19 protein-coding genes are annotated in these 24,520 nt (G+C 49.7%); all 19 read right to left on the reverse strand.

All coding sequences use genetic code 11. The annotated features are described in order from the left end of the window. Positions 1-2 precede the first annotated feature (2 nt). The 19 genes from LQ567_RS07290 to LQ567_RS07375 all read right to left on the reverse strand — a co-directional run bounded on the left by LQ567_RS07290 (position 3) and on the right by LQ567_RS07375 (position 24,505). A complete protein-coding gene (locus LQ567_RS07290) occupies positions 3-2,123 on the reverse strand; it encodes a family 20 glycosylhydrolase (RefSeq protein WP_231003669.1) in 2,121 nt (706 codons plus the stop codon). Between the two features lie 38 nt (positions 2,124-2,161). Next, positions 2,162-3,340 (reverse strand): glycerate kinase family protein, encoded by a 1,179-nt coding sequence (locus tag LQ567_RS07295; RefSeq protein ID WP_231003671.1) that lies wholly within the window; start codon positions 3,338-3,340, stop codon positions 2,162-2,164. Next, positions 3,341-3,784: a GntT/GntP/DsdX family permease gene (locus LQ567_RS26020; RefSeq protein ID WP_262909564.1), complete on the reverse strand. Its 444-nt coding sequence runs from the start codon at positions 3,782-3,784 to the stop codon at positions 3,341-3,343. Positions 3,785-3,815: 31 nt separating this feature from the next. Then, positions 3,816-4,676: a GntP family permease gene (locus tag LQ567_RS26025; RefSeq protein ID WP_262909565.1), complete on the reverse strand. Its 861-nt coding sequence runs from the start codon at positions 4,674-4,676 to the stop codon at positions 3,816-3,818. 1,425 nt (positions 4,677-6,101) lie between these two features. Beyond that, the gene (locus LQ567_RS07305; RefSeq protein WP_231003672.1) at positions 6,102-6,944 is read right to left on the reverse strand and encodes a glycoside hydrolase family 16 protein; all 843 of its coding nucleotides are present in this window, start codon (positions 6,942-6,944) and stop codon (positions 6,102-6,104) included. Positions 6,945-7,032: 88 nt separating this feature from the next. After that, the gene (locus LQ567_RS07310; RefSeq protein WP_231003674.1) at positions 7,033-7,242 is read right to left on the reverse strand and encodes a hypervirulence associated TUDOR domain-containing protein; all 210 of its coding nucleotides are present in this window, start codon (positions 7,240-7,242) and stop codon (positions 7,033-7,035) included. Positions 7,243-7,321: 79 nt separating this feature from the next. After that, complete coding sequence (locus tag LQ567_RS07315) at positions 7,322-7,897, reverse strand: N-acetyltransferase (protein ID WP_231003676.1); 576 nt, start codon at positions 7,895-7,897, stop codon at positions 7,322-7,324. A 134-nt stretch (positions 7,898-8,031) separates the two neighbouring features. Next, positions 8,032-9,294 carry an MFS transporter gene (locus LQ567_RS07320; protein ID WP_231003678.1) on the reverse strand — a complete coding sequence of 421 codons (1,263 nt, stop codon included), beginning with the start codon at positions 9,292-9,294 and terminating at the stop codon, positions 8,032-8,034. Between the two features lie 112 nt (positions 9,295-9,406). Continuing rightward, positions 9,407-10,498 (reverse strand): zinc-binding dehydrogenase, encoded by a 1,092-nt coding sequence (locus tag LQ567_RS07325; RefSeq protein WP_231003680.1) that lies wholly within the window; start codon positions 10,496-10,498, stop codon positions 9,407-9,409. Positions 10,499-10,545: 47 nt separating this feature from the next. Continuing rightward, positions 10,546-11,628, reverse strand: coding sequence for an alkaline phosphatase family protein (locus LQ567_RS07330; protein ID WP_231003682.1), 1,083 nt, complete (start codon positions 11,626-11,628; stop codon positions 10,546-10,548). 32 nt (positions 11,629-11,660) lie between these two features. Beyond that, entirely contained in the window at positions 11,661-12,053 is a 393-nt protein-coding gene (locus LQ567_RS07335) for a hypothetical protein (RefSeq protein ID WP_231003684.1), read from the reverse strand. A gap of 37 nt (positions 12,054-12,090) precedes the next feature. Continuing rightward, positions 12,091-13,776, reverse strand: a complete 1,686-nt coding sequence (locus LQ567_RS07340; protein WP_231003686.1) for a LamG-like jellyroll fold domain-containing protein — start codon at positions 13,774-13,776, stop codon at positions 12,091-12,093. A gap of 25 nt (positions 13,777-13,801) precedes the next feature. Continuing rightward, complete coding sequence (locus LQ567_RS07345) at positions 13,802-15,391, reverse strand: DUF5008 domain-containing protein (RefSeq protein WP_231003688.1); 1,590 nt, start codon at positions 15,389-15,391, stop codon at positions 13,802-13,804. Positions 15,392-15,440: 49 nt separating this feature from the next. Next, positions 15,441-16,127, reverse strand: a complete 687-nt coding sequence (locus LQ567_RS07350) for a hypothetical protein (RefSeq protein WP_231003690.1) — start codon at positions 16,125-16,127, stop codon at positions 15,441-15,443. A gap of 45 nt (positions 16,128-16,172) precedes the next feature. Beyond that, a complete protein-coding gene (locus LQ567_RS07355; RefSeq protein WP_231003692.1) occupies positions 16,173-17,663 on the reverse strand; it encodes a RagB/SusD family nutrient uptake outer membrane protein in 1,491 nt (496 codons plus the stop codon). A gap of 31 nt (positions 17,664-17,694) precedes the next feature. After that, positions 17,695-20,865: a SusC/RagA family TonB-linked outer membrane protein gene (locus tag LQ567_RS07360; RefSeq protein WP_231003694.1), complete on the reverse strand. Its 3,171-nt coding sequence runs from the start codon at positions 20,863-20,865 to the stop codon at positions 17,695-17,697. A 21-nt stretch (positions 20,866-20,886) separates the two neighbouring features. Further along, positions 20,887-21,945, reverse strand: coding sequence for a DUF5007 domain-containing protein (locus tag LQ567_RS07365; RefSeq protein ID WP_231003696.1), 1,059 nt, complete (start codon positions 21,943-21,945; stop codon positions 20,887-20,889). A 5-nt stretch (positions 21,946-21,950) separates the two neighbouring features. Then, positions 21,951-22,985, reverse strand: coding sequence for a fasciclin domain-containing protein (locus LQ567_RS07370; protein ID WP_231003697.1), 1,035 nt, complete (start codon positions 22,983-22,985; stop codon positions 21,951-21,953). 17 nt (positions 22,986-23,002) lie between these two features. Continuing rightward, the gene (locus tag LQ567_RS07375; protein ID WP_231003699.1) at positions 23,003-24,505 is read right to left on the reverse strand and encodes a RagB/SusD family nutrient uptake outer membrane protein; all 1,503 of its coding nucleotides are present in this window, start codon (positions 24,503-24,505) and stop codon (positions 23,003-23,005) included. Positions 24,506-24,520 lie beyond the last annotated feature (15 nt).

The raw sequence follows: 24,520 nt of genomic DNA on the forward strand, positions 1-24,520 counted from the left end.
GTTTATTTTTTATTAATGGCAGCGCAGACCCGCACCGTTTGATCCCGTTCCCATTTTCCATTGGGTCCTTTTATAACGGGCACAAACGCGAAGTTCCAGTTCTGCTCACTATAAGCCCGTGGAATCCGTACTACGATCTTGTTCCAGCCTTTTTGTAATCGGATGGGAGCAGGTGGCCGGCTCCAGTAAAACTCCTCATCCGTAAACGGAATTTCGTTGGCCGGCGTTTCCCAGGTTGCCTTCAGATAGCGGTTGCCGCCGGGATTGTTCCATACAGGACCGGCGAGTTCGGTGTCATTTATATAAATCGCTCCTCCGTTGGCATCCCATTTTCCATTTTGCGGAATGCCTCCGCTCCGCCGGTTGCTACGCGCTGCCGTTTCAAAACCGGTAACTGCATATACCGTTCTATTTGTTTGGGCGTACATATACCCGGTGAGGTACAGGGTCTCATTCGCCAGGGAACTTAACGCCTTTTCACCTAACATATCTGCAAACCGGAAGATTCCCCCCGCCACGATACGGGTACGGGCCGTATCGTTGACGTGAGTGTTTAATTCCGGTGCAAAAGCCCTGTAAACAACATCTTCCCTGCTCCTGTAAAAAGGCCCCGTCATCTTCCATTCCATATCGCCCAATGCATGATACGGGAACGGTTCCTGTTCAAAAAACAATGACCGGTGCCGGGCCATCCGGTGCTCAAATTCCTGGAAATACCGGCCGGCAGGTGTACCGGGTAGCGGCAGCCAGGCCATATAACTACGGTTGTAAGCCGGCCGGCCGCACCAGACGGCTTCGGCATACGTAATGATACCCGGCCACACCGGGTTGTGCAGGAAGATCCGGCTTTTATCATCTACCCGTACATCCGGCCAGCAACAGGCAATACCGCCCAGGGCCTTAGCATCTCCGGCCGGCCGGTTACAGATCTGCTGAAAAAAATATTGCTGTATTGTGCTGTAGGCATCATAATAATTGAGGTACCCGCCATAGGAATCCACGACCGGGTTACCGTTGTTCTTTATGCCGGCACTGCCATCATCGCGCCAGTGTTGCTCAATCGTACCCGGCTCAGGAGGCAGTCCCGGATTCCATACCATCACCTGCCTCCCGTGCCGCTTTACCCGATCCGTGATCCGCCTGATAAACGCCTGGGGGGCCGGAATCCTTACTTCATCGGAACCGATATGGATCACCGGACAGTCTGCCGCCGGTATCTGCTCGCAAAATTCATCAATGAGTTTCTCCAGCACAGCGATCCCCTGTTCCTGTTCCATCTTAAATCCAAAGGTTGGCTCAAAATACCTGCTGTGCCCCGGCATATCCAATTCGGGAATCACCCGGATGGACCGTTCACGGGCAAATGCGATCAGATCCCTGATGGCATCGAATGAATAGGTACTATCCGGATCCCGGCCGGCTTTCCGGTTGGCCGGGTCGTTTAACTGCGGGTACACCTTGCTTTGAGGGCGCCATGCAGGATTATCCGTTAAATGCCAGTGAAAGGTGTTGAATTTATACCAGGACATTTTTTCCAGCTGCGCTTTTAACAGATCGATCGACTGAAAGTTACGGCCATTATCATGCATAAAGCCCCTCCATTCAAAGGCCGGGCCATCAGCAATGATACAACCATACAAGGCGTTCTTTTCCGTTTTTTGGGCCAGCAATTGCCGCAACGTTTGCACGCCGTAATAAAACCCCGATGCATCATTGGCGTAAATAAGGATCTCCGAAGCCGTTACCTGCAACTGATATCCTTCCTTTACAGGCTGCGCTTTTTTTAAAAACCGGATATGGGCAGCCGTTTCTTTTTTGGGCGCTCCCGCAATATACGTTCCCGTTTGTACCTGGTAGGTTTGCAGCAGCGCCTTTAGCGACCGGACGGCATTATCAGCCAATCCGCCCACCGCGTCCTGCACTTCGATGATCATCGTTTTTTGTACGCTTAACAACTGCCCTGTCCAGGTCACTTCTCTTGGAAAAGGGATCAGCGCTACAGGTGCAGCCTTTAATACCGTTATTGAATGCGGCGACTGCCATTGCCCCGTTATATCCTGCTGACCGGCAACCGGCCGCACGGCCAGTATTAACAGGAACAGCAATCCGGTTCTGAATTTCATTGTTTTAAATGCGCTGTTTTACAGCTTCGTTTATATGATTACTTCCAAGCTTTACCCGAAACACCCGGATCCTTTTTACTATTGTTCCTTATTTTTTCCAATACCGCTCCGATCTTTTCTCCCGTCTTCACCAGGTTGGGCCTTGTTTGGCGGATCGCTTCTTCCAATGTTGCCGGTTGTTCATTAATTGAAATTAGCTGCGAAAAATAGGCCTCCAATTCCGCATCTGGCCCCTCCGGCACTTTGCCGGCGATACCGATCACGGGGATGTCTTTTCGCCTTGCCAACACAGCTACGCCGAAAGGCGCCTTGCCTTCCAGTGTTTGATGATCGATGGCACCTTCACCGGTAATCACCCAGCCAGCGCCTTCCAGCTCCTGCTCAAAGCCGGTCTTTTTTAAAAAGTAATCGATGCCATCCACTATGTGCACCTTGCAAAAAGCCGCCAGTCCGGCCGCAACGCCACCGGCCGCACCACTCGATTCCAATACATCCATATCCGTTCCCGTCGTTTGCAGCACTACCTTCCGCCATTGCTGCAGCGCCGCCTCCAACTGTAAAACTTCACCGGCTCCGGCACCTTTTTGCGGACCAAAAACTGCAGCGGCGCCCTTCGCGCCCAGCAAATGATTCTTTACATCACAAAGTATGGTGATCGTTACATCGTGCAGCCGCGGATCCAGCCCCGAACTGTCGATGCTATGCAACGTAACCAGATCCGCCGGAAGCGATGATAAGGGGCTGCCCTCCACATCATAAAGCTGAAGTCCCAGGGCTTTTAATAATCCCGTTCCTCCATCCACCGTGGCGCTGCCCCCGATACATAGCAACAGTTCCCGGGCGCCCTGGTTCAACGCCGCTGTTATCAATTGTCCGCAGCCCCGTGTTGAAGCATGCAGGGGATCGTATTCCTCCGGTTGCAGCAGGCGCAAACCGGAAGCATCCGCCATTTCAATAATCGCTGTTCCGGTTGCTTCGATCCATCCAAAGGCTGCCCGTATCGTTCGGCCCAGCGGATCCGCCACTTCGGCAACTACCTGCTCCGCTCCCAGGTACTGTGCCAGCAAACTACCGGTACCGTCACCCCCATCTCCAACCGGACGGCAAACCAATGCACCGGTATAGCCGCCCCGGCGGATACCCTCCTCTAAAGCAGCAGCAACCGCAGCCGCCGGAAGGCTGTTCTTGAATGCATTGGGTGCAATAACAATTTTCATCTACAGCATAATTAACGATAATATATAAACGGCCAGCATGCCCGTAAGCGCCATCCAGATGGTAGCCATACTGTATACCTTCAGCACCTGTTTCAGCTCCTGCCCGGAAAAGTTTGTGATCACCCAAAAGTAGGCATCATTCACATGTGATACGGCCATGGAACCTGCGCCCATTGCCAGCACGGCCAGCACCCGCCCGTTCTCGGTATCCAGGCCCAGTCCGGGCAAAAACGGAAGTACAATGGAAGCCGCCGTTAACACTGCAACAGTAGAAGAGCCCTGCGCTGTTTTAAGGATCAGGGCAACCAGGAAGGGGAAAAAGATACCGAGGGCTTTTACGCCCTGGATCGAGGCCAGGTGATCCTGAAGCTTCAGGGCATTGATGACCATTCCGAAAGCACCACCAGCTCCAATGATCACCAGGATGCCGCCGGCTTTTTCCAACCCATGATGCATCAGCCGGCCGAGGGCACCTTTATCCCATTTCCGGGGGAATACACAGCGCCAGTACCAGGCCCACCGCCAGCGCTATAGCGGGTTCACCGGTCATCAGCATTAAGCGGAGTAACGGATTACCCGGCACCGGTATCAACGCCTTGCAGGCAATAAGGATTACGGGTACGATTACCGGAATAAATGACAAGGCCACCGGAGGCAGGGACCGGTCCGTATCCGGCAATGGCTCCGCAGGATCATCATTCCCCGTTATCGCCGGAAATTTCCGGCCCTTCCACACGGCCCAGTAATAACCGGCCAGCATTGCCGGAACAGCCGCCAGTAACCCCAACAGGATCACCCGTCCCATCTCTGCGTGCACTGTGCCCACGGCAGCAGTAATGCCCGGGTGCGGCGGTATAAAACAATGCACGGCGTAAAGCCCTGTGGCCATCGTGGTACTCATAATTGCGGTAGCGATTCCGGTGCGGCGGATCATCGATTGGTTCAATCCGTTCAATACCACATAACCCGAATCACAAAAAATCGGAAGCCCTACAAAAAAACCGGTAAGGCTCATGGCAAAGGCCGACCGTTTTCCTCCAACCCACTTAATAATGGCATTGGCCATGGCGGTAGTGGCCCCATTGGCCTGCAATACCATACCCAGCGCAGTACCGATGGCAATAATAAACCCCAGGGAGCTCATGATCTTCCCGAAGCCTTCTTTCATTAACGAGAGTATGGAAACGGCATCCAGCCCACCCAGTCCGCCGGTTACAAAACAAGCCAGGCACAATGAAAAGAACGGGTGAACTTTATACCGCGTACTTAAAAGAATGATCAAAACGATACCGGTCAGCAGCGCCGACACTATAAAAAAAACGGGTGAAGCAAGCATCCGGCAATTTATTATTTAATTCTGAAATAGCGTTTGCCCGAGCACCCCTTATTTTTTGATACCCCCTACCCTGACAAACGGCAACCGGAAAAACCATAAACAAAGAACACCATATGTTTTTAATTAAGAGCCAGCTCATTGTGAATGTAAAAAAAAAGCACTATCAGCACTCGATAATACTACCCCATCCGGGGTAGCACTAAAAGTGGTTCTTTTTAAGCAAACCCTTTAGCTTAAAGGCTTCCGGCAGAATGCCCTTTAAACGGTCCGTTCATTTTTCAAGAAAATGGATTCCCCTGTTTTTATCGAAAAAAATGAGGCATTCATCGAATTTAATAGGAAAAAAAACTGCCGCCCTGATAGTTTTGTGTATCATTTCATCTGAAAAATGATCCTATGCAGTCAATTTTCATTTCATAGGGTTTTTATCAGTTTTCTTTATTTAAAATTCCAAAACAAGTGTCGCTGTCCTGCTCAGCTTTTCAGCCTCTTCCGGGAGGTACTGGAAAAGAACAGCTCAGTGCTGCTGGTAACATATTGCGCGTGCGGCAATGGCCGCCGCTCTAAAGACAGGTTTATAATGCAAATTAAACCCCCGGGTAATTCTTTACATTGGGGGTTTTGCTATTGGATCATTTGTGTTGGTTCGTTCCTTTCTTTCGGCCCTCAGTGCCTTCGTAGCGAACACTCCTGCGTAGAATCAAGAGCCACAAAGACTGAAAGGCACTAAGAAACACGAAAAAGAACCTAACCTTCGTCATCTTCGGGCCTTTGTGCCTTCGTGGCGAACACTCCTGCGTAGCATCAAGAACCACAAAGACTGAAAGGCACTAAGAAACACAAAAGGCGCCCAACCTTCGCGCATCTTCGGGCCTTTGTGCCTTCGTGGCAAACGTTTCGCGTAAGATCAAGAACCACAAAAACTGAAGGGCACTAAGAAACACGAAAAAGCGCCTAACCTTCGCGCAGCTTCGGGCCTTTGTGCCTTCGTGGCAAACGTTCCGCGTAAGATCAAGAACCTCAAAAACTGAAGGGCACTAAGAAACACGAAAAAGCGCCTAACCTTCGCGCATCTTCGGGTCCTTGTGCCTTCGTCGCAAACGTCTCGCGTAAGATCAAGAACCACAAAAACTGAAGGGCACTAAGAAACACGAAAAGCACCTAACCTTCGTCATCTTCGGGTCTTTGTGCCTTCGTGGCAAACGTCTCGCGTAAGATCAAGAACCACAAAGACTGAAAGGCACTAAGAAACACAAAAGGCGCCCAACCTTCGCGCATCTTCGGGTCCTTGTGCCTTCGTGGCAAACGTCTCGCGTAAGATCAAGAACCACAAAAACTGAAGGGCACTAAGAAACACGAAAAAGCGCCTAACCTTCGCGCAGCTTCGGGCCTTTGTGCCTTCGTGGCAAACGTCCGGAACGCTTTTTACTTTTTTTGATAGACCCGCACATAATCTACCAGGTACCGGCTGGGGAAGCGGGTTGCTGCAGGATCCCCGCCGTTGTCTCCGCCAATAGCCAGGTTAAGAAGAATATAATGTGGTTGCCGGAAAGGGTTAAAACCATCCGGGTTCGCAAGCTGATCAAGCGGAACCTCGTTCAGCAAACGATCGTCCACATATAATTTAATCGCCTGCTCATCCCAGTCCATCCGCCAGATATGAAAAGCCGCCTCCCAATTTTTTCCAAATTCGGAAACCGGCTTTTTTACGGTAAACCATTTAGCCTTGTACCGCTCCGTGGTACCGCAGGCAATATTTGCCAGCAGGGTCCCCCGGTAATATTCCATAATATCAATTTCGCCATTTGAAGGCCACTCCCGCTTTGCACCCAGCGTCCAGAACGCCGGCCAGAGGCCGTTATCCGTTTTGATTTTTGCCCGCATCACAAAACGGCCATACTGCCAGGTTTTACGTCCGCGGGTATTGATACTGGCCGATGTATACCCGATGTATTGCCGCTGTTGCCGCCATTCAACCGCACGGTTGTTGTAACGGGGATTGGGTTTTGTTTCGCGCCGGGCTTCAATGACCAGGTGGCCGTTTGCACACCAGGCGTTTTCCGGCTGATACCACTGGAGTTCATGATTGCGTTCGAACCCGTTTTCAAAATTCCAAACGGAAGTATCTACTTTTCCGGGTCGGTTAAACTCCTCCGCCCAAACCAGCCGGTAGCCTTCGTCTTTCAGCTGCCGCTGTGTGCCACAGGCAGTACAGAGTACCAGGCATCCTATCAGCAAACCATACCAATTACTGCCAGCTTTTATCATGGATGTATTTTTTACAAATGTATGCACGAATCGTACAGGCCCGCGCTCCGGTTGCGGCAACACCCAAATATGTCCATACGGCCAGGGTTCAGATTTTGGTAAGTGCCGCCCCTTTGTGAGCTGCAATATGATCCGTCTTGCTGCTTTTGATCTCGTACTGGGGATCTGCCGCCGTAGCATGGTGTGTATATCCTTTGTATTGAAAATCCTTTGTATGCACTTTAATAATCGTACCGGAAACCATTCCGGCTTCGGAATTCCAACGCACGTTGTCCCCTACTTTGAATCCAGCTTTCATATCCAGCGTTTTAATTGTTTATCCATCATACCATCTCATGCAGTGCTGCAAAAACAGTACCGCAACAACCGCGGCACTCTTAGGTTGATTCCCATTTCATAAAGTACAGGGGATAACCCAAATCGATCTCATTATAAATCTCAAGCCCGTTCTTTTGATACCAGGGAACATTTTTTAAAGCAGATGTTTCCAGGCACAAGATCCGCCCGGTGTTGCTGGCCTGCTGCTTTAAGCCGGACAACAGCCGGCTTCCGTTGCCCCGCCCCTGCGCATCCCGGCGCATACCGATAAACCACAGGTAATATAAACGCCCGTCCGGCTGCAGTTTCCGGAGTGCAGCCTCCCGCTTCATGGCTTTCAGGGCATTCCGGATCCCGGTTGCCTTAACAGCCAGTTTCAGATCCAGCCCCATTGTCTGCAGACTAGCCTTTTTTTGATCCGGAAACAATACCAGCGCGCAGCCGTTACCCTCTTCGGTAAGGAACACTTCACCGGATAACATGCAAACATCAAAGGCATACTCCATCAGAAGCCGTATCCGTTTTTGACGTTTGGCATCCTGTGGAATAATGTAGTTAACGCTCTTATTATCGTTGAAGGCTTCTGTAAGAATCTGAACAACAACAGGCCGGTCTTGTTCCCGAGCTTTTATCATCGCACAAAGATACCGGCATTTTATCCCACCGTAACAGGGACATTCCGGGCAGCTCAAAAAATCAGCGCAGGCGGATGAAAGGACGTGTACGCATCTGTTTGTACTTCATACAACACCGAAACAAGCGGATACCGTCAATTACCGATTCCTGCCACCGGGTAGCTTTTTTGATCTTTATACCGGATGCGGGAAATGGTGGCAGCACAAAGCAGGCAGATGATGATGACTGCGCCAAATACACTGGAGGTTTTGCCGGTTTTGTCGATCAGGTATCCCCAGAGCGGGTCACCGACCGCCGCAAATACATAGGCAGACATGTTCATGATCCCGACTCCTGTTCCAATGTATTTTTCCGTAAGCAGGTCGGGGCTCATCAGCCAAAAAGCGGATTGGGGACCGTATACAAAAAAACCGGCAGCAAACATCAGCACGCCTCCGGCAAAAAGATTGATGGCAGGGCTGAGACAAATTACCAGCGTTACCGCTGCACTCGCCAGCATCCCTATCCGGATGGCGGCCGGCCGGTTGTAATTCAGCAACCGGTCCGAGATCGTTCCAAAAAAAACAGCACCGATGGCCATTCCTACCGGCAACAGGAGGATCGCCCAAAGGTTCCGGGGATGTTGCTGCCAGTTGCTGCCCAGGTAATGCACCGGCACCCAGGTGATGAGTCCGTAGCGCGCCATATTTTCAAACCCCATCGCTAAAGAAGCCATCATAAATTCCCGGTTGCGGAATACATGCCGATAGGTTTCTTTCCAGCTTGTTTTTTCGGCTTTTTCCGATTCTTCAATCAAATTGGGCAATCCCATATCAGCCGGCTGATCCCGCACCATCAGGTAAAACACAATAACAGCCACCAGCAAAAACAAAACAGGCAGGCGAAACAGCAACTGCCAGGAAGCATGCTGATGCACGATCATGATGGAGAACAAAAACGTAAGCACCGTTGAAAAACCAGCCGCCATGGTATACAATCCAAAGGCACGTCCCCTTTCGGGTTCGGGCCACCAGTTGGAAATGATACGGCTTCCGGGTGCCCAGGCCAGCGATTGAAAATAGCCGTTGAGGGTCCACAGCACCATGATCATACTATAGGAATGCGAAAAGCTGATGGCAAAATTAACGGCTACTGAGCCCAGTCCGCCCCAAAGCACCATCTTCCGCGGGCTGTAATGATCTGCCATGTTGCCATTGATCAATTGGCCCAGCGCATACCCCATCAGCATTGAAAAATTGATCCATCCCACCTGCGAATAAGATATATGCAGGTCTTCCGTAATTTCTTTTGCAGCCCATCCAAAGTTATGCCGCCCCATATAAAAGAACAGGTAGCAGCACATGGTTCCCAACAGCATGCGCCATTGCAACCTCCGGTATGTTTTTGCTCCTTTCATACAATTTGCCGCTTTGTTCGATAGCGCCCCTTCACAATCTGTTCATTCCTTATTTACACTGCCGGCACGGTTCCTGTTATTTTTTGGGCGTTGTCAGGTATCCGGTATCCTGTTATGGCAGCCGGATCCCCACACGAAGCGGTTTTTCCCGGAGGGCATACGCAAAGGCCTCATTGGCCTCCGATAAACAGAACTCCTGCTCCACCACACGGGCAAAGGGGTAATGGCTCCAGTTACCGGCAATAAAATCCAGAGCTGCTACCAGGTCGCCGGTATTGTAGTTATGCAATCCTTTGATCGTGATGAGCCGCCGTACCAGCTGTTCAGCGTTTACCTGCACCGGCCTGTTTTTAAAAACAGCACCGGTCCATATGGCCGTACCACCAACAGCGAGGAGCTGCAAGCCCTGTTCCATAGCTTCCGGAGCGCCGCTCATATCAAAAACCACATCCACCCCCTTGCGCTCAAATTGTTCCCGGATACCCTCCCATACGACCGACGCGGGAGCCGTCACAAAAGCCACATCCGCACCAAAATCAACCGCCTGTTTTATACGCCGGGGTCTGGCACCCGCTACGCCTACCCAGGCAGCACCAGCCGTTCTACACATAGCCGCGCAACTCAGTCCCAATAACCCATCTCCAAATATCATTACCTGCTTACCGGCAACAGCACCCGCAAGCCGCAATGCTCCGGCAACAGTGGCCAATGCACAATTAATCGTAGCTGCAACAGGCAATGGAACTGCCGGCGGTATTTTTAATATGGCCGTACCCGGTTTCAAGATACAATATTCAGCTAGTCCGCCGTGAAAAACGTCTGTTGCGGTAACCGGTGCATGGCCGTATTTAAAAAGCCCCGTGCCTTTCTGTGGCATTCCGATACGGGCATAATAAGACTCCGGGTCGCTTGCAAAAACCGACCAGGTTACAAGATCGCCCCTGTTAAGTATATCACCCTGCAGATCCGTTCCGGAATGACCCGGGCCGATCTGTTCCACCACACCCACTACTTCATGGCCCAATACGGTAGGGCAGGCTTCTGTCCGTTTGCCGGTATAGGTATGCAGGTCACTGCCGCAAAGGGTCACAAACCGGTTCCGGATCAATACCTCTCCGGTCTTTAATTCCGGGATCAACGCCCTATGCCGTTGCAGCGGGCTACCCGGTCCGGAAAATAACATTACTTCACCTGCAGTCATCATTCCAACAAAAAAACGTTCTTTTTTGCATATTGCATGAGACCAATTATCTATCGTCCCGTTACAGCGGGTATTGACAGGCCAACCGGATGTGCTGCTTTAAAATCGAGTCCCAGCAGGTTTGCCATTGTTTGGGCAAACTGATCATGGTAGAGCTGCATTTTTGTTTTAACGGCTCCCGTTGCCGGCGTATCGGGCCCTATCACTGCCAGCCAGGTATTATTCGATCCTGCAGCAGACGTGCCGTGACTCACCCAATCTTTACCACTTCCTCGGCCATGATCCGGACAAATAACAAAAGTGGTTCTGTTCCGGTAAAAAGGATCCCGCTGCATCGCATTCCACAAACTGCCGATCATCTGGTCGATATAATGTGCTGCATCCAGGTAAAAATCGTAGCGGCCAGAATGCGCCAGTACATCCGGATCACCAAAGTCGATATACACGGCGCGCGGATGACGGGCCAGGATATAGCTTTTTGCGATGGCATAGGTATGCATGTCCCAGCGTTCCTCATCACCATAATATTTAGGCATATAATCCTGGAGTTCATTGGCCAGCTCCTGTGCTTCGGTAAGTCCGCCGTCCTGAACTTTTTCATAGGGATTGATCAGAGGCAGGTGATTCCGGTTGCGGTTCACAATCCGGTCTACCGCATCCCAGCTCGCAAACACGGCTACCTTCCCACCGAAGCCTTTTTGCTGTTCGATAAATTCAAATACGTTGGTGTTGGGATTATCCGGATACCCGTTTGAATTGATCTTCGGATCATAATACCCGGTGATCGTTTCGGCCCTCCCGGGATAGGAGAACCAGTAGGCATTGCGTACGTTTACGTTATTGCCCCAATCGCGGTTTCCATAAAGCTGCCCCTGGGCCGCGATGGTCTTCCAGAAAAAAGGCATCAGCTTTACCCGGCGTTCATCGGCCGTGCCCGCCCAGTATTTTGCCATGAGCGCAGCGCTGTCGGTTTTACGGTATTGCCGTTTGTTGGCAAGCGAACTGTCCATGCCGTTAAAGAGTTCTTCCCAGCGGTAGCCGTCTACGGAAATGAAAACGATGTTTTGAGTTTTATTTTTTTGTCCCGCTGCACTTAACGATGCAAGTAACAACAACCAGAAAGTGTATCGCATAATTATTAAAGACTTTTTCCTTTAAATCAATCCTATTCGATTGGGGTACCGGTTATATATACATCCATGTAGGTAAGTAAAGTACTATCTGAGCTATACGCTGAAACACGCCCATATCCAGATACATTATTCCACCTTACAAAAATCTTTCCCCCCGGGTAGGAACGTTCGATGGTTCCCCCAACAACCTTATAATAAGCAGGGACCACAAGATCCGGATCATACATCCAGGCTTCAAAAGGCCAATCTCCACCCCCCGTATCATAAGCGCTATCGGCACCATACCATTCCCAGGTACCCGTAGTTATTTTTTTAGCGTGCACATTATCAGCCTTCATTGACCGGGAAGGAGCAAACCTCCAACCAGCTCCCAAAACAGCAATAAATAACAAACAAATGAGACCAAAAGATTGCTTAGAACGCATTTTTAAATTCATAATTGTTTATTTATTAGGTTAAAAATCAGTTACCACTCCATACTTTTCCATCCAGTCCCCAGCCCTGGTAATCGACCCGCATGCCCATCCAGGTCATAATCCGGAAAGAATGGTCGATCAATCCAGGTGTTAACAGTCTGCTGTCGAGAGCTGATGGATTTAGTATATCAGCTATGGAAGGGCGGGTAGGGCTTCCAACGAACGTAAGGTCGGCCCCCGTATTACTATAATCTTTCAAAACAGTTCCTGAGGCCTCATTCATTTTCCACCAGCCGACAAGATTATTATACAGGGGATGGCTACGGTTAAGATCCAGGTATTGCCAGCTATTGATCAAATCCGCGGGCAGTACCGTATTCCAGATGCGTACATCGGAAATATAGGTATCCGCAGAATACCCCCATCCCGAGTAATACGCCTTTCTTCCATCCTCCCCTATTACGAGCGGAAGTCCCGCATCCACAGAACCCGTATTAGCCGCAATACTATTGGTTGTAAATAAAACACCATCCTGGTATACAGAAATTACACCTTTGCGATCGAAGCTCACCGAGAGCATATGCCATTTATTATCTGTAAAAACAGGGCCGTTAAAATCTTTTCTGCTCGTGGCGCTTGCCCTGAAATTGATCCGGGAGTGGGTATTTTGCTTGAAGATCAGCCAACCGGTATTTCCCCCCGAGTTCCAATCTTTATTGGTAATCAAAGGAGGATCGTCTGATGTAGCATTATTTGTTTTCAAACGCAGCTCCACTGTAAAGTTCTGGGAAGTTCCAAAATTGAAGGCAGGATGATTCGTATACGCATATTGCTGTGCTCCGTTCAGCACATTGAATCGTATAAAATTACCTTCATACGGAATATTAACCAGAGGCCTTGGGATAGCGGTCTTTTTCAGGCCAGGACTGTAATAGATGTTGAATACATTGCGGTCCTGGCTGGTACTACCGCCATAGCTTCCATCCGCTTTACCTCCATGCGTAGATGTAACCACCACCAGCCAGTCTTCCTTTTCATAGGTATCCCGGTGCTGCAGGGTATAAATCATTTCATCAATATAGCTATCCAGTGTTTGCAGCGCCGTACGGTATTGGGCTACACCGCTACCAAAGCCATAAGTTTTCCCCACACGTTCCGCCAGTGAAAAATCCACGAGCAGCAGATCGGCATCATCCGTTTTCAGCCGGTTTACCGCCGAATCTTTTGCAGCGGCATCATTATCGGCCAGGTGCTGATGTTTTTCCATTTCGGATCCAAACAAGCCCGTTGCCAGCAGGGGCAACGTAGTAAATGCCACCGCCCGGAATTGTTGGTTATTATCCTTCAGCCGTTTTAAAAAGTTAGGATACTGCGCAAAATTGGCCGATGCAAAATTCTCCGTTTTTACATTGTGCTTGTTCAGGCGCGTACCCGTTACCAGGTCGGCCCAGGTAGTGCCATCATTGCTGATGGTATCAATGAGTCCGTAAAAACTGTACACGCTGTTATCCAGCATTTTTTTGATGGCCGGAAGATTGGCTTCTTCAACGGCGGCACCTACGGCCCCGTCCAGCACAATCAACAGGGTCTTTTTCTTTTTCAAACTGATCAGCGGATCTTCTCCTCCTCCAGCCTGATCTGCCAGCACCGGTTTATTACAGGCTTGCAACAGCGCCGCTGCTACCATCAGCCCCAGGCCTGCTGCTTTGATACCGAACTTTAATTTGCTCATATTCCCAAGAATTTAGATGATCCGATCAATATTTCAATTTAACAATACCCGACAGTGACTTGAGATCAAAGGCGGTAAAGGCCCCTACCAGCACAATGGCATTACGTCCTGCAAGTACTGCTGATGCAGTTACGAAGCCATTTTTAAAGCCCCCGAAATTATTATACGTGGTGCTCAGTTTTCCATCGGGTTCCAGGATGGCCACCCCATCCCGCCGGTACCCCTGAAACACATCAAAGAAGCCGCTGATCAATATTTTACCATTGTCTAATACACGGGTATGCATCAATGAGCCTACCGTACTTTCGCCGGGATCGAAGCTATTGTCCAAAGCACCTGTGGCGGTAAACAGGGCCACCTTTTTAACGGGTTTGCCCGCCACATTTACAAAATAACCGGCGGCCACTACCCTTCCATCCGGCAACTGATCGATGGAAGATACCGTGTTGTCTGGCCCCGTACTTACATTAAAGGAGGGATCTAAAGCGCCTAAGGTATCCAGCCGCGCCAACCGCACCGCAGCCGCACCATTGAATGTAGTAAAGGAGCCTGCAATCATCAGCTGGTCGGCGCTGTTGAGATACGAGTCCATGATACCGCCGTTTACCGCGGGTTTTCCGGCCGGCAGCAGACGGTCATAATTATACGTGGTATCAATAGTAAGATCTGCATTCAAACGAGCCAGGTAATTAATGTGCAGGGTATCTATACGTAACGAATCCCGTTTACCATCGGCGGAGAGACCGCCATAATTTTTTCTGAATACCTGCCGGAAAGCGCCGGTAAGTACAATTTTACCGTCGGTTTGCCGGTGCAGGGCCGATACCGGTGCATCAAATCCCAGGGCAAGTGCCGGAACGGTGTCCACGCGCTCGAGCCCGGTATAACGTACCAGCATCGTATCCGGTGAACCGTCCTGGTTCAGGGTGATCATATTCTGTACCCGGCCCAGGAACCGATTACGGTAATGGCTGAAACTTCCGGCTACCAGATAGCGCCCGTCCGGGAGGGGTAAGGCATCCTGAACATTCCCCCCGAGAAAACCCCGGCGGGTTTTGAAACTGCGGTCTACGGAGCCATCTGCATTCAAACGGGCCATCCCGTTCAAACCGTCTGCTTCACCTGAATTATCATAGTCGTTAAAATTGCCCACAATCACATATTTACCGTCATCCAGGAAACGGATCCCCGAAACACTTCCCCCGGTGGCACCGGGAAAGGATTTAAAGGTAGCATCCATCGATACCGGCCCGCTGATCTGTTGCTGGGGCCCGGGCAATACCTGCTTGTTGATCGTAAGCGTGATCATTCCGCTGCTGGCTCTTACCGGCACTTTTACTTCCAGCCGGGTGTCGGATACCGTCAGCACTTCTGCGGGCTCCCCGTTAAACCGAACCAATAGTTCTTCTTTTTTATAACTGGCAAACCCTGTTCCGTAAAGCGTTACCGTGCTGCCCGGGGCGCTTACAGATGGCCGCAGTGCTTCTGTACTTAGCTTTACATTCAACGGTTCCTTGTCGGTACCGTAGGGATAAGGCCCCAGCGCTGTTTCCTTGCGACAGGCCCATAGCAAACAGCAACTCAAAACAAACAGGATAGAAATCGTTTTATACATAATCGTACTTTAAATCATTTTTAAACTTCATGGCATTTCAACCCCACCATTACGGTACATTATCATTGACCACCGATTCAAAATCGGAGCCATAGGCAAAAAAGGAGATGCCGGCCAATGCATGCATCACACCGTTTTTAGGCTGCAGGTTGGAGGTGGCCACCTGCTCGGTCAGTGCTTTTGCAAGATCTGTAAGATTATCTCCCACAGCAGAAAGCCAGATGGTACGCGGTCCTACATCCTGGGTACCGGAATAGGCACCGTATACCACCCCCATATTCATAATATACCCATCGTACGATTCGATGTTTTGTCCCGGGTACAAGGCGGCTCTTGCAAAATCGATCCGGCTGATATCGTTCATCATATACCGCCCTTTAAAAATATAGCGGGCTAAATACTTGCGCCAGATATCACCCGGTATGTCGGAGATGCGGAGACTGTCCTTTCCCTGGGCATAACGGTTACCGTTCACCGCGTTCATCAATAACATCAGGGAACGGTCGGGCGGCGCAAAAAATGTTACGGTTTCATGCTGCAGCACGTCCTTCATACCCGCCCGGTCAATCACCTGTACCAGCGAATCGAACAGGAAGGGGCGCCCCTGCAGGAACTCGTAAATATTTTCCTTGAACACACCCGACTGCAGGCCGGTATCCCTAAAATAATCCTGCTTGTTACAGGCTGCCAGGAACAATAAGGCAGATAGATAAACGATCAGTGGAAGTTTTTTCATCGAACTATTATTTTTACGCGATCACGATTTATAGTTTAAAACTGCTTACCGCACCCAATACAGGTTGAGCACAATTTCCGGGTTGTTTTGCCGGGCCTTCGCGTCAATGGGCCAGGTCCAGGCACCACGGTCAAACTGGTCCTGTGTCAGGTAAGTAATGATCTGATTGGGATCCATTACCCGTCCGGTTCGTACAAAATCGTACCAGCGGTGTCCCTCCCCTATGAGCTCTTTCTGCCGCTCCCAGAAGATGGCATCCTTCAGGTCTTCGGACCCGGCAGTAAAAAGCGGCGCTCCCGCCCTTGTGCGTACCGTATTCAACATACTGATGGCTTCCGTATTGTTGGAGCCCAGGTTTGCCAGGGCTTCAGCACCCAGCAGCAGTACATCCGCATAACGGAAGACCATCAGGTTGTCCTCAAAACTCCAGTAACCCGTAGGATCGGCCACATTGATCTGTTTTAAGAACATAAAGGTTTGGTTATTACTATAAGGAAGATAGAACCAGGTATCTTTTCTTTTATCGGGCAGCCCCGGCGGATAAATACGCTCCATCAAAGGCCGCACAAAATACAGATCACTGTTGGCGCCGTAATCCACTATGGGTGAATGGGTCATCCATTGGCCCAGGTTTACGTACAGGGATGTATTGCCATAATTTCGGTTAAGCTCAAACTCAAAAATGCTTTCCTTGGTTTTACCTTTAAAAATGCGCTTGGTTTCCTCTATGGGCAATAACTCAAAAGCACCACTGTTTTTTACCGCCACACATTTTTCAGCCGCGTCCTTCCAGTATTTTTCCTGGTTGGCTTTGTCAAAGCCTGCCAGCCACATATTCATATGTGCAACCAGGGTGTATACCGATGCTCTGCAGGCGCGCACCCCCAGATCGGAGGGATTGGCGGCCGTCCAGGGCAGATCATCTTTTACGGCATCCAGCTCAGCGATCAGGGTATTAAAAATGGTAATAAACGATGTACGGGGCCGGGGTGTTTTATCGTAAGGCTGCGTATAAAAAGGCACATCGCCATACAACCTGCAGATATAAAAATAGGTAAAGGCTCTTACAAATTTCACCTCGGCTATATATTGCTTCTTCTCCGCATCACTAAGCGTTTTCATTTTTTCGATCTCCGAAAGCGTGATATTACAATTGGCGATGGACTCAAAATAGGGCCCCCAATCGTCAATATCATTCAGGTGATAGCGCTCCGGTACACCCAGGTTGGTCGTATTGGACAGGTCGTTTTGTGATAAGGTATAAAAACCCTGCCCCAGCTGACCGGAAGCCACGCTGCCATTAATGCCCCCGCAACGCATATCGCCAACGGCCGGAATTACCGGCGAATTAAAATCGTTGAATTTCTGGAACAGGAACCCGTAACAATTGATCACTGCGGCTTCCACATCTTCCCGGGTTTTCCAGAAGGAGTTGGAGCCGGTACGGTCTGCCGGTTCCACGTTCAAGAATTTTTTGCAGGATGCAGCGGCTGATGCCAGTAACAGCAGGAATAATATTTGATGCAACCACTTCATGTATCTATCATTTATATGTTTAAATTCGGTTTTAGAACTCTACATTCATCCCAATGGTATAGGCTCTGGTATTGGGATAATTGCCTAAATAATCACGTCCCAGGCTATTTACCGTTTCGGGATTGGGCCCCGAGTAGCGGGATATAAGGAAGGGATTTTTTATGGTCACATACACTCTTGCATTCCGCAGTTTCAGCGTATTATTAAGCCAGGTCTTGTTAAAATTATACCCCAGGGTAGCACTGTTGAATTTGATGTAAGAGCCATCCTCCTCAAACAGGCTTTGCCCATCTCTTAATGATTCTGTACCGGTATTTACCAGGAAGGGATTGGGATACCGGGCATTGGTATGATCGGGGCGGTAATAATCCACATCACTGATGTCTACAAACGTAGCCGGAAGGTCTACCGAACCGTCCCCGTTTTCATCTTTCAATTCCAGCGGATCCTGGTAATTGCGCAGCCGCTGGGAAAGGGCATTATTGCGCAAGGTGCGATCCATCAGCAGGGAGCCGCTTACCGTAAGGTTAAAGTTCTTATACATCAGCATACCGCCAAAACCACCGGTAAACACCGGCTCAAAGCGGCCACCCACCTGCAGGTCGTTTCCATCAATTACATAGTTGCCATCCACATCCTTAAAGTAAATATCACCTGCCTGGAAATATGAAGTGGTATAGCCATTCCGGAAGCCCAGGCCGGTTACCGGATCTACGGGAACATCTTTATTGGCCGCAAATACGCCCTGCGATATCAGCAGGTAATTGTTCTGGCCCGCACCCACACGGGCAATCACGGAATTGTTATCACTGTACCAAACCAGGGCATTCCCGGGCAAACGGCGTACAATCTGCTTGATCGCAGATCCGTTTACATATATATTCCAGTTAAAATCCTTGCCGGGCCTTGCGGGACGGAAGGTAAGCGAAACCTCCAGGCCTCTGTTGGTTAGCGCCGCATCATTGGAAAATGTTTTTTGGAAACCGGTTGCATCTGCCAACGGGGTTTCATAAATAAGGTCGTCAATATTTTTTTCGTACAGGTTAAACGAAAGCCCTACCCTGTTGGAAAACAGATAAAAATCCCCCCCGAGGTTCTTGGTTTCTACCCGCTCCGGCCGCAGATCCGGGTTGGGCAGGTATCCTAATATGGGGCCAATACGCACTACGTTGTTATACGCACCTCTTACTCCAAACTGTCCCTGCGAAGCATAAATATTCGATGTGGGCCGCAGGTTGATCCCATAGGTAAAACGCAGGCTGGCAGCCGTTACCCATTTTACATTCTCCATAAATTTTTCCTTTTCTATATTCCAGCGCAATCCCAGGGAAGGGTTCCGAGCCCAGCGGTTATTGGCGCCTGCATAAGAACTTCCGTCCTGCCGGTAGCTGAAATCGATCACATACTTTTTACTGAAATTGTATTGCAGGTTCGCCGCAACGGCAATGGTATGTGTGGTTTTATATTCATTGGTGCCGCCGCTGTTGTATTGCACACCGGCATAGTCGGAGTACCAGGAGTTGTAGCCAAAGGGTCCCCAGTAGTAGTCATTGGGACCGTTGCGGTTTTCAATCACATAACCCGTGCTGTTGTCTACCGTTAACTCACTAAACACCGATGCATACACGGTATGTTTGTCATTATAGGTTTGGGTATAATTGACCTGGCTACGGTTATATAAGCTGGAACGCCGGGCCGAAAAACCATAGAGGCGGGTGCGATTGGCATCGGCCGCAGCGGGTTTAAAAAAGTCCTCACTGTCCATGGTATAGTCATAACTGGTATTGGAGCTCAGGCGTACATTTTTTATAATTTCATAAGAGGCGTCTACAAAAGACCGGAAATTATGTGTTTTGGCATCGTTGGTGCTATAGATGGCTCCGGAGAACTGGGATACATCCAGGAAAAACGAGGGTCCCGGCAGCAACGACGATGCTACATTGGATCCGGCACCTACTTCCGTAAGCCCGTTACCACTGCCTTTAAGCTTGTTACCGATAGCTGCAAACACCTGCGCATTGATCCTGAATTTTTCATTGGGATTAAATCCCAAACTCATCGTAGCCGCATAGCGGTCGAAACCCGTATTCCGGATCACCCCTCTTTCAGAATAATAATTGAGGTTGGCTTTGTAGTTCAATACCTGGTCGCCGCCGGAAACGGAAACGTTGTGCGAATGGTTATACGTAGGTGTGTAATAGATGCCCTGCCAATTAGTGGCATTATTATAAAAAGGGTTCAGACTGTCTGAAATAAAGGGTTGTTTATTGATCTGATAAATATACCCGTAGTCGCCGTTATTATATGCTGTATTTACCCGGAGCAGCCGCTCTTCCTGTCCGCCGATGGTATTGCGCAGGGGCGGTACGGTATTTACAAAATAATTACCTACATAGGTAATAATGGGTATCTGGGACTTTCCTTTTTTTGTGGTAATTACAATAACACCATTGGCGCCGCGGGATCCGTAGAGCGAGGCCGCCTGCGCATCCAGCATTACATCCACAGTTTCGATATCTTCCACCGGAATCAGGGATAACGGACTGGTGCCAGGGCCGATGGACTGGAAGCCGTATTCAAAGCCGGCATCCGCATCAATGGGTACACCGTCTACGATATATAAGGGAGAGTTGGCATTAACATACGCATTATCACCACTGCCGGTGGCGCCGATACTGGAAAGCCCCCGGATGGTAGCGGCTCCTCTGAATCCAGGAGCACCGGTATTCATCTGCACGTTCAAACCTGCCACACGGCCCTGCATCAACTCCTCCAGGTTGGCCGAAGGAATGTCTTTGATATCATCTGCCGTAATCCGCGTGATGGCGCCCGTAATCGTTTCCTTTTGTTTGCGCTGATACCCCACCACCACTACCTGGTTCATATCATTGGAAGAACGTTCCAGCTCAAACAGCAAGGTATCTGAAGGCGCCTTTCGGGCCGCAATAAAACCTGCATAGGTTACCTCGATCTCCTCTCCCGGTTTGAGCTGTACACTGAAATTGCCCAGCTGATCGGTAGTGATAAGCGCCTTCAGCGGCCGTCCTTTCCAGGCCGTAATGGTAGCACCACTCAAGGGTTCTTTGGTATCCGCAGCTATTACCCGGCCGGAAGCCTTTATCGTTTGGCCATTCAACCGGCTTAATCCCAAAACACCCAACAGGAATAAGCAGGCCATGATTCTTTGTATCGTTCCTTTCATATCTTTTGTTGTTCGCAGTTATTAATCGTTCTCAAACTTCAGGTTCTTTTTGAAATGAAAGACAACTTCCCAGTCGCCCGGTTCGTATATCGAAAAATTAAGACCGAATACTCCGTTACGCAGGGTGTTGCCAAAACCCCGGCGGGGGTATTCAAATAATACCTTTGCCTGTCCGCCCGAAGTATACTTGGTGGCGAGGGAAGTAAGTGGTATGGGATAGGCTGCATCGTACTTTACATAGCTGCTCGTCATTTGCATATTGAAGCCATGCACCAGCTCGTTCCATTTGGTATTACTGAATTTTGCCGGGTTAATGGGTAACGAGTCTTTATCCAGGAACCGGAAAGTAAGCGAATTGCCATTGCCTGTTTTCCGGAAATATACGGCCGCCATATAGGGTTGCAGGAGACTATCGGTGGTGTAGTACAGGTTGGTGGATGTGGTTAACCGCACCTGCTTGGGCACCGTGATGGAAGTGGTGTTCACCGGCGGATAGGTTTGAAAATTTTCAGTAAGGGGTTTCCGGGTTTCCTTATTGTACTCAAAAGGCTCATAAGGTATTTCCTTATAGGGAATGAGTTTTTGATTGGCAAACAGTTTGCTGGCCCCGGTATTGTTGGATACATTGATATCAAAAAGGTAAAGTGAATCCGTATCCGGTTTTCCATGGATAACGGCAGAGGACGCTGCCGCAAATACCAGGTCGCCGGAACCGGGGCGAATGGTGAAATAAGGCTTCTGCACTTCCTGCCGCTTGGCCTCAATCTCTGCCAGGGAGGTTTCCATGCCCGTATAGCGTCCTACCCATTCCTTTACCGTTACCAGCGCTGTTAACTCGGGCGCAGGTGTACCGTTGGCCCGGCGCAGATTCTGTAATTCGAAGTTGAGCGGATAGCTGGATTTATCGGCACTGAACTGTGTTAACACAAGAAGATTTCTACCCAATACAGGCATATATGTGTCTGTAGCAAAACTAACCCTGGGACTAAGGTATTCTGTTACAGGAGGTGTTTTTTTACACCCTGCAAACAATGCCAGTGCCAGCACAACGTTTAAAAGATAGTTATGGTTTCTGTTCATGCCCATTAGTTTTTATTGAGTTTTACTTCTTCTATAATGATGCGTGGCCCGGAGGCCCGCTCGTACTGGTAATCGAGGTAGAATGCAAACTTGGAACGGTCAAAATAACTGGGACCATGTTTCTTCAGTGTAGGGTCTGCCTGCGCTGTTGCCGGCCCTATCGCAATTACACTATCACGGTTATCCAGGGTGATCTTTATTTTGTACAGCGGGTCGCCGATAAAATCAACCCCATCCATAATCACTTCATTGGCCGAAACCGCTGATACTCTTTTACCACTCCTCAGCGCAGCGGTAGCCAGCGGCCCCCAGGAGCGGTTCGTGGCATCGGGAAAATACAAGGTGCCGGAGGAATAATAATAATAATCGCTCCAGTAATTCTGGCGCTCGGCTGCCCGGATATGAAACGTACCAAAGCCAAAAATATGACCGGGCTCCAGTACATGTACCACACCGTTGGAGAGCCGGATATCTGTAGTACTGGTGCGGCTGCTCGACCAATCTTCCTGCCATTTTGAGCTATAGGTAAAACTGTATTTCAGTACCTGGCTTCCTCCGTACTGCACGCCCTCCGCACTGGTTGTTTGCTGCGCTGCGTTAACCATCCGGTCGCCCACAGTGCGGAGGTATATACCATCCCTGTTCACAGCAACCGCATCCGCCGTCCAGCTTCCTCTTACGATATAATATTCCAGCAGCTGCCGCAATGAAGAGCTGTCTATATCTTTAAGCGCTGCCGGTGCCAGCCCCTGTCCGCTGCGGCGGTTATTATAATTTACGACCGCGCTAGTGATGCTGGCATCTGAAGGGATAAAGAAGGTTACATTCTGGGAAACCAGGGTATCCTTTAAGCCGGATCTGTTAATAATAAGCAACAGCGAATCGAAACCCCGGCCCTGCCGTTGCAGGTACTCATATACGTTGTATGGAAGCTTGTTCCCCTCCGGTTCATCGTTCCTGTAGGCATTGTCCTTTTGGCAGGAAACACCCATCACAACGGAAAGCAGGCAGAGGATGTAATAATATTTTGCCGTATTCATTATATTAAGATTGAATATTATTTCCAGTAACTATTTTGTTGCACCGCCGCGTTATTGGCCAGCGTGTTTTTAGATAACGGCCACAATGCAGCCCCCCGTGTTATCTGATCCGTTGTTAACCCGGAATACAGGTGTGCCTGCCGGTTGCGTACCAGGTCAAACCAACGCTGCCCTTCTCCCAGTAATTCCCGCTGCCGCTCTTTTAAAATAGCGTTGAGCAGGTTGCCGCCGGTTTGCAGGTTAAATTCGGTAAGGCCTCTCCGGGTGCGTACCGCATTCAGATACACCATGGCATTATTCAGATCGTTGAGGTAATACAAGGCTTCGGCTCTCAGCAGCACAATATCTTCATACCGGGTAACGACAATGGCCGACTGAAAATTATTAAACAATGGCTGCTGGGTAAATGTCCGCGCTTTTATTTTGCTGAACATCGGCACCGGGTTGGTAAAGTTTTGGAAATATCCTCCGCTTACTGCACCCGCCAGGCTGATGGCAAAACGCTGATCATTGGGTTCATTAAAGATCTTCAACACCGAATCCGCCGGCACATATACCTCCGGCACCGTTTTATCAACCAGGGGTGCGCTCAGCGTCCAGTCTTCGAGATGTCCTTTAGCCGCCGACTCCTGGTAACGGGAATCCGCCGTCAGCGAAAAAATAACACCGTTGCCCAAAGCGCTGAATACGCCGCCGGTTTCTGCGGTAAGTGTGGATGCCGTCGTAAATGTATACTTGCCCAAACTTGTGTTTTCGTATACCAGTCTTGCATTGGATTCACAGGCCGCATAGTCGCCCCTCCATGCATATACATGCGCCAGCAGGGCATAGCAGGCCGCCTTGGAGGCGATACAGGAGAGCCAGAAGCTGCCGGCCTGATCATAATAGATACCGATCTGCTCCGGCTGATTGCCATCGTAGTTCCAGGGAAGATTTGCCGATGCCGCAGTTAATTCCTGTTCTACAAAATCCAGTATTTTCGATTGCGGATCCCTGGAACGGCCGGAAAAATTGCCATCTACTGCATCGGCAATCAAAGGTGCATCTCCCCAGATACGTACGATATAGAAATAAGCCAGGGCCCGCAGAAAGCGCACCGAAGCCATATCTACCTTCATATTTTGCTCATTGTACCGAAAGTCTTTTTCAAGTACCTGTGGCAGTTTTTGCAAACAAAGATTGGCCTGGGCAATAACGGCATAAAACCGGCGCCAGTCCTTCCACTCTTCCAATGTGCTGAAATTAGCATTGAGCTGCTGGGTGGTTACGGCACCAATATCCGCACGGTTGCTGGCTTTAAAGTTGCCGGCTCTTAATTCCCCGTAAGCGAAAAATGCATTTTCATTGGCCAGGGCTGCACGCATTAATCCATAAGTAGCAAACACTCCTGATCGGGCATCATTGCGTTGCTGCCACATATTATTTTCAGGCACCTGGTGGCGCGAAGGCAAATCCAATTCTTTTCCGCAGCGCGTGAAAAGAACGATTAAAAAAAGAAACAGGATATTGTACGGTTTCATAAAAATCTTATTTTA

This window comes from Niabella pedocola (assembly GCF_021044425.1).
GTDB lineage: Bacteria > Bacteroidota > Bacteroidia > Chitinophagales > Chitinophagaceae > Niabella > Niabella pedocola.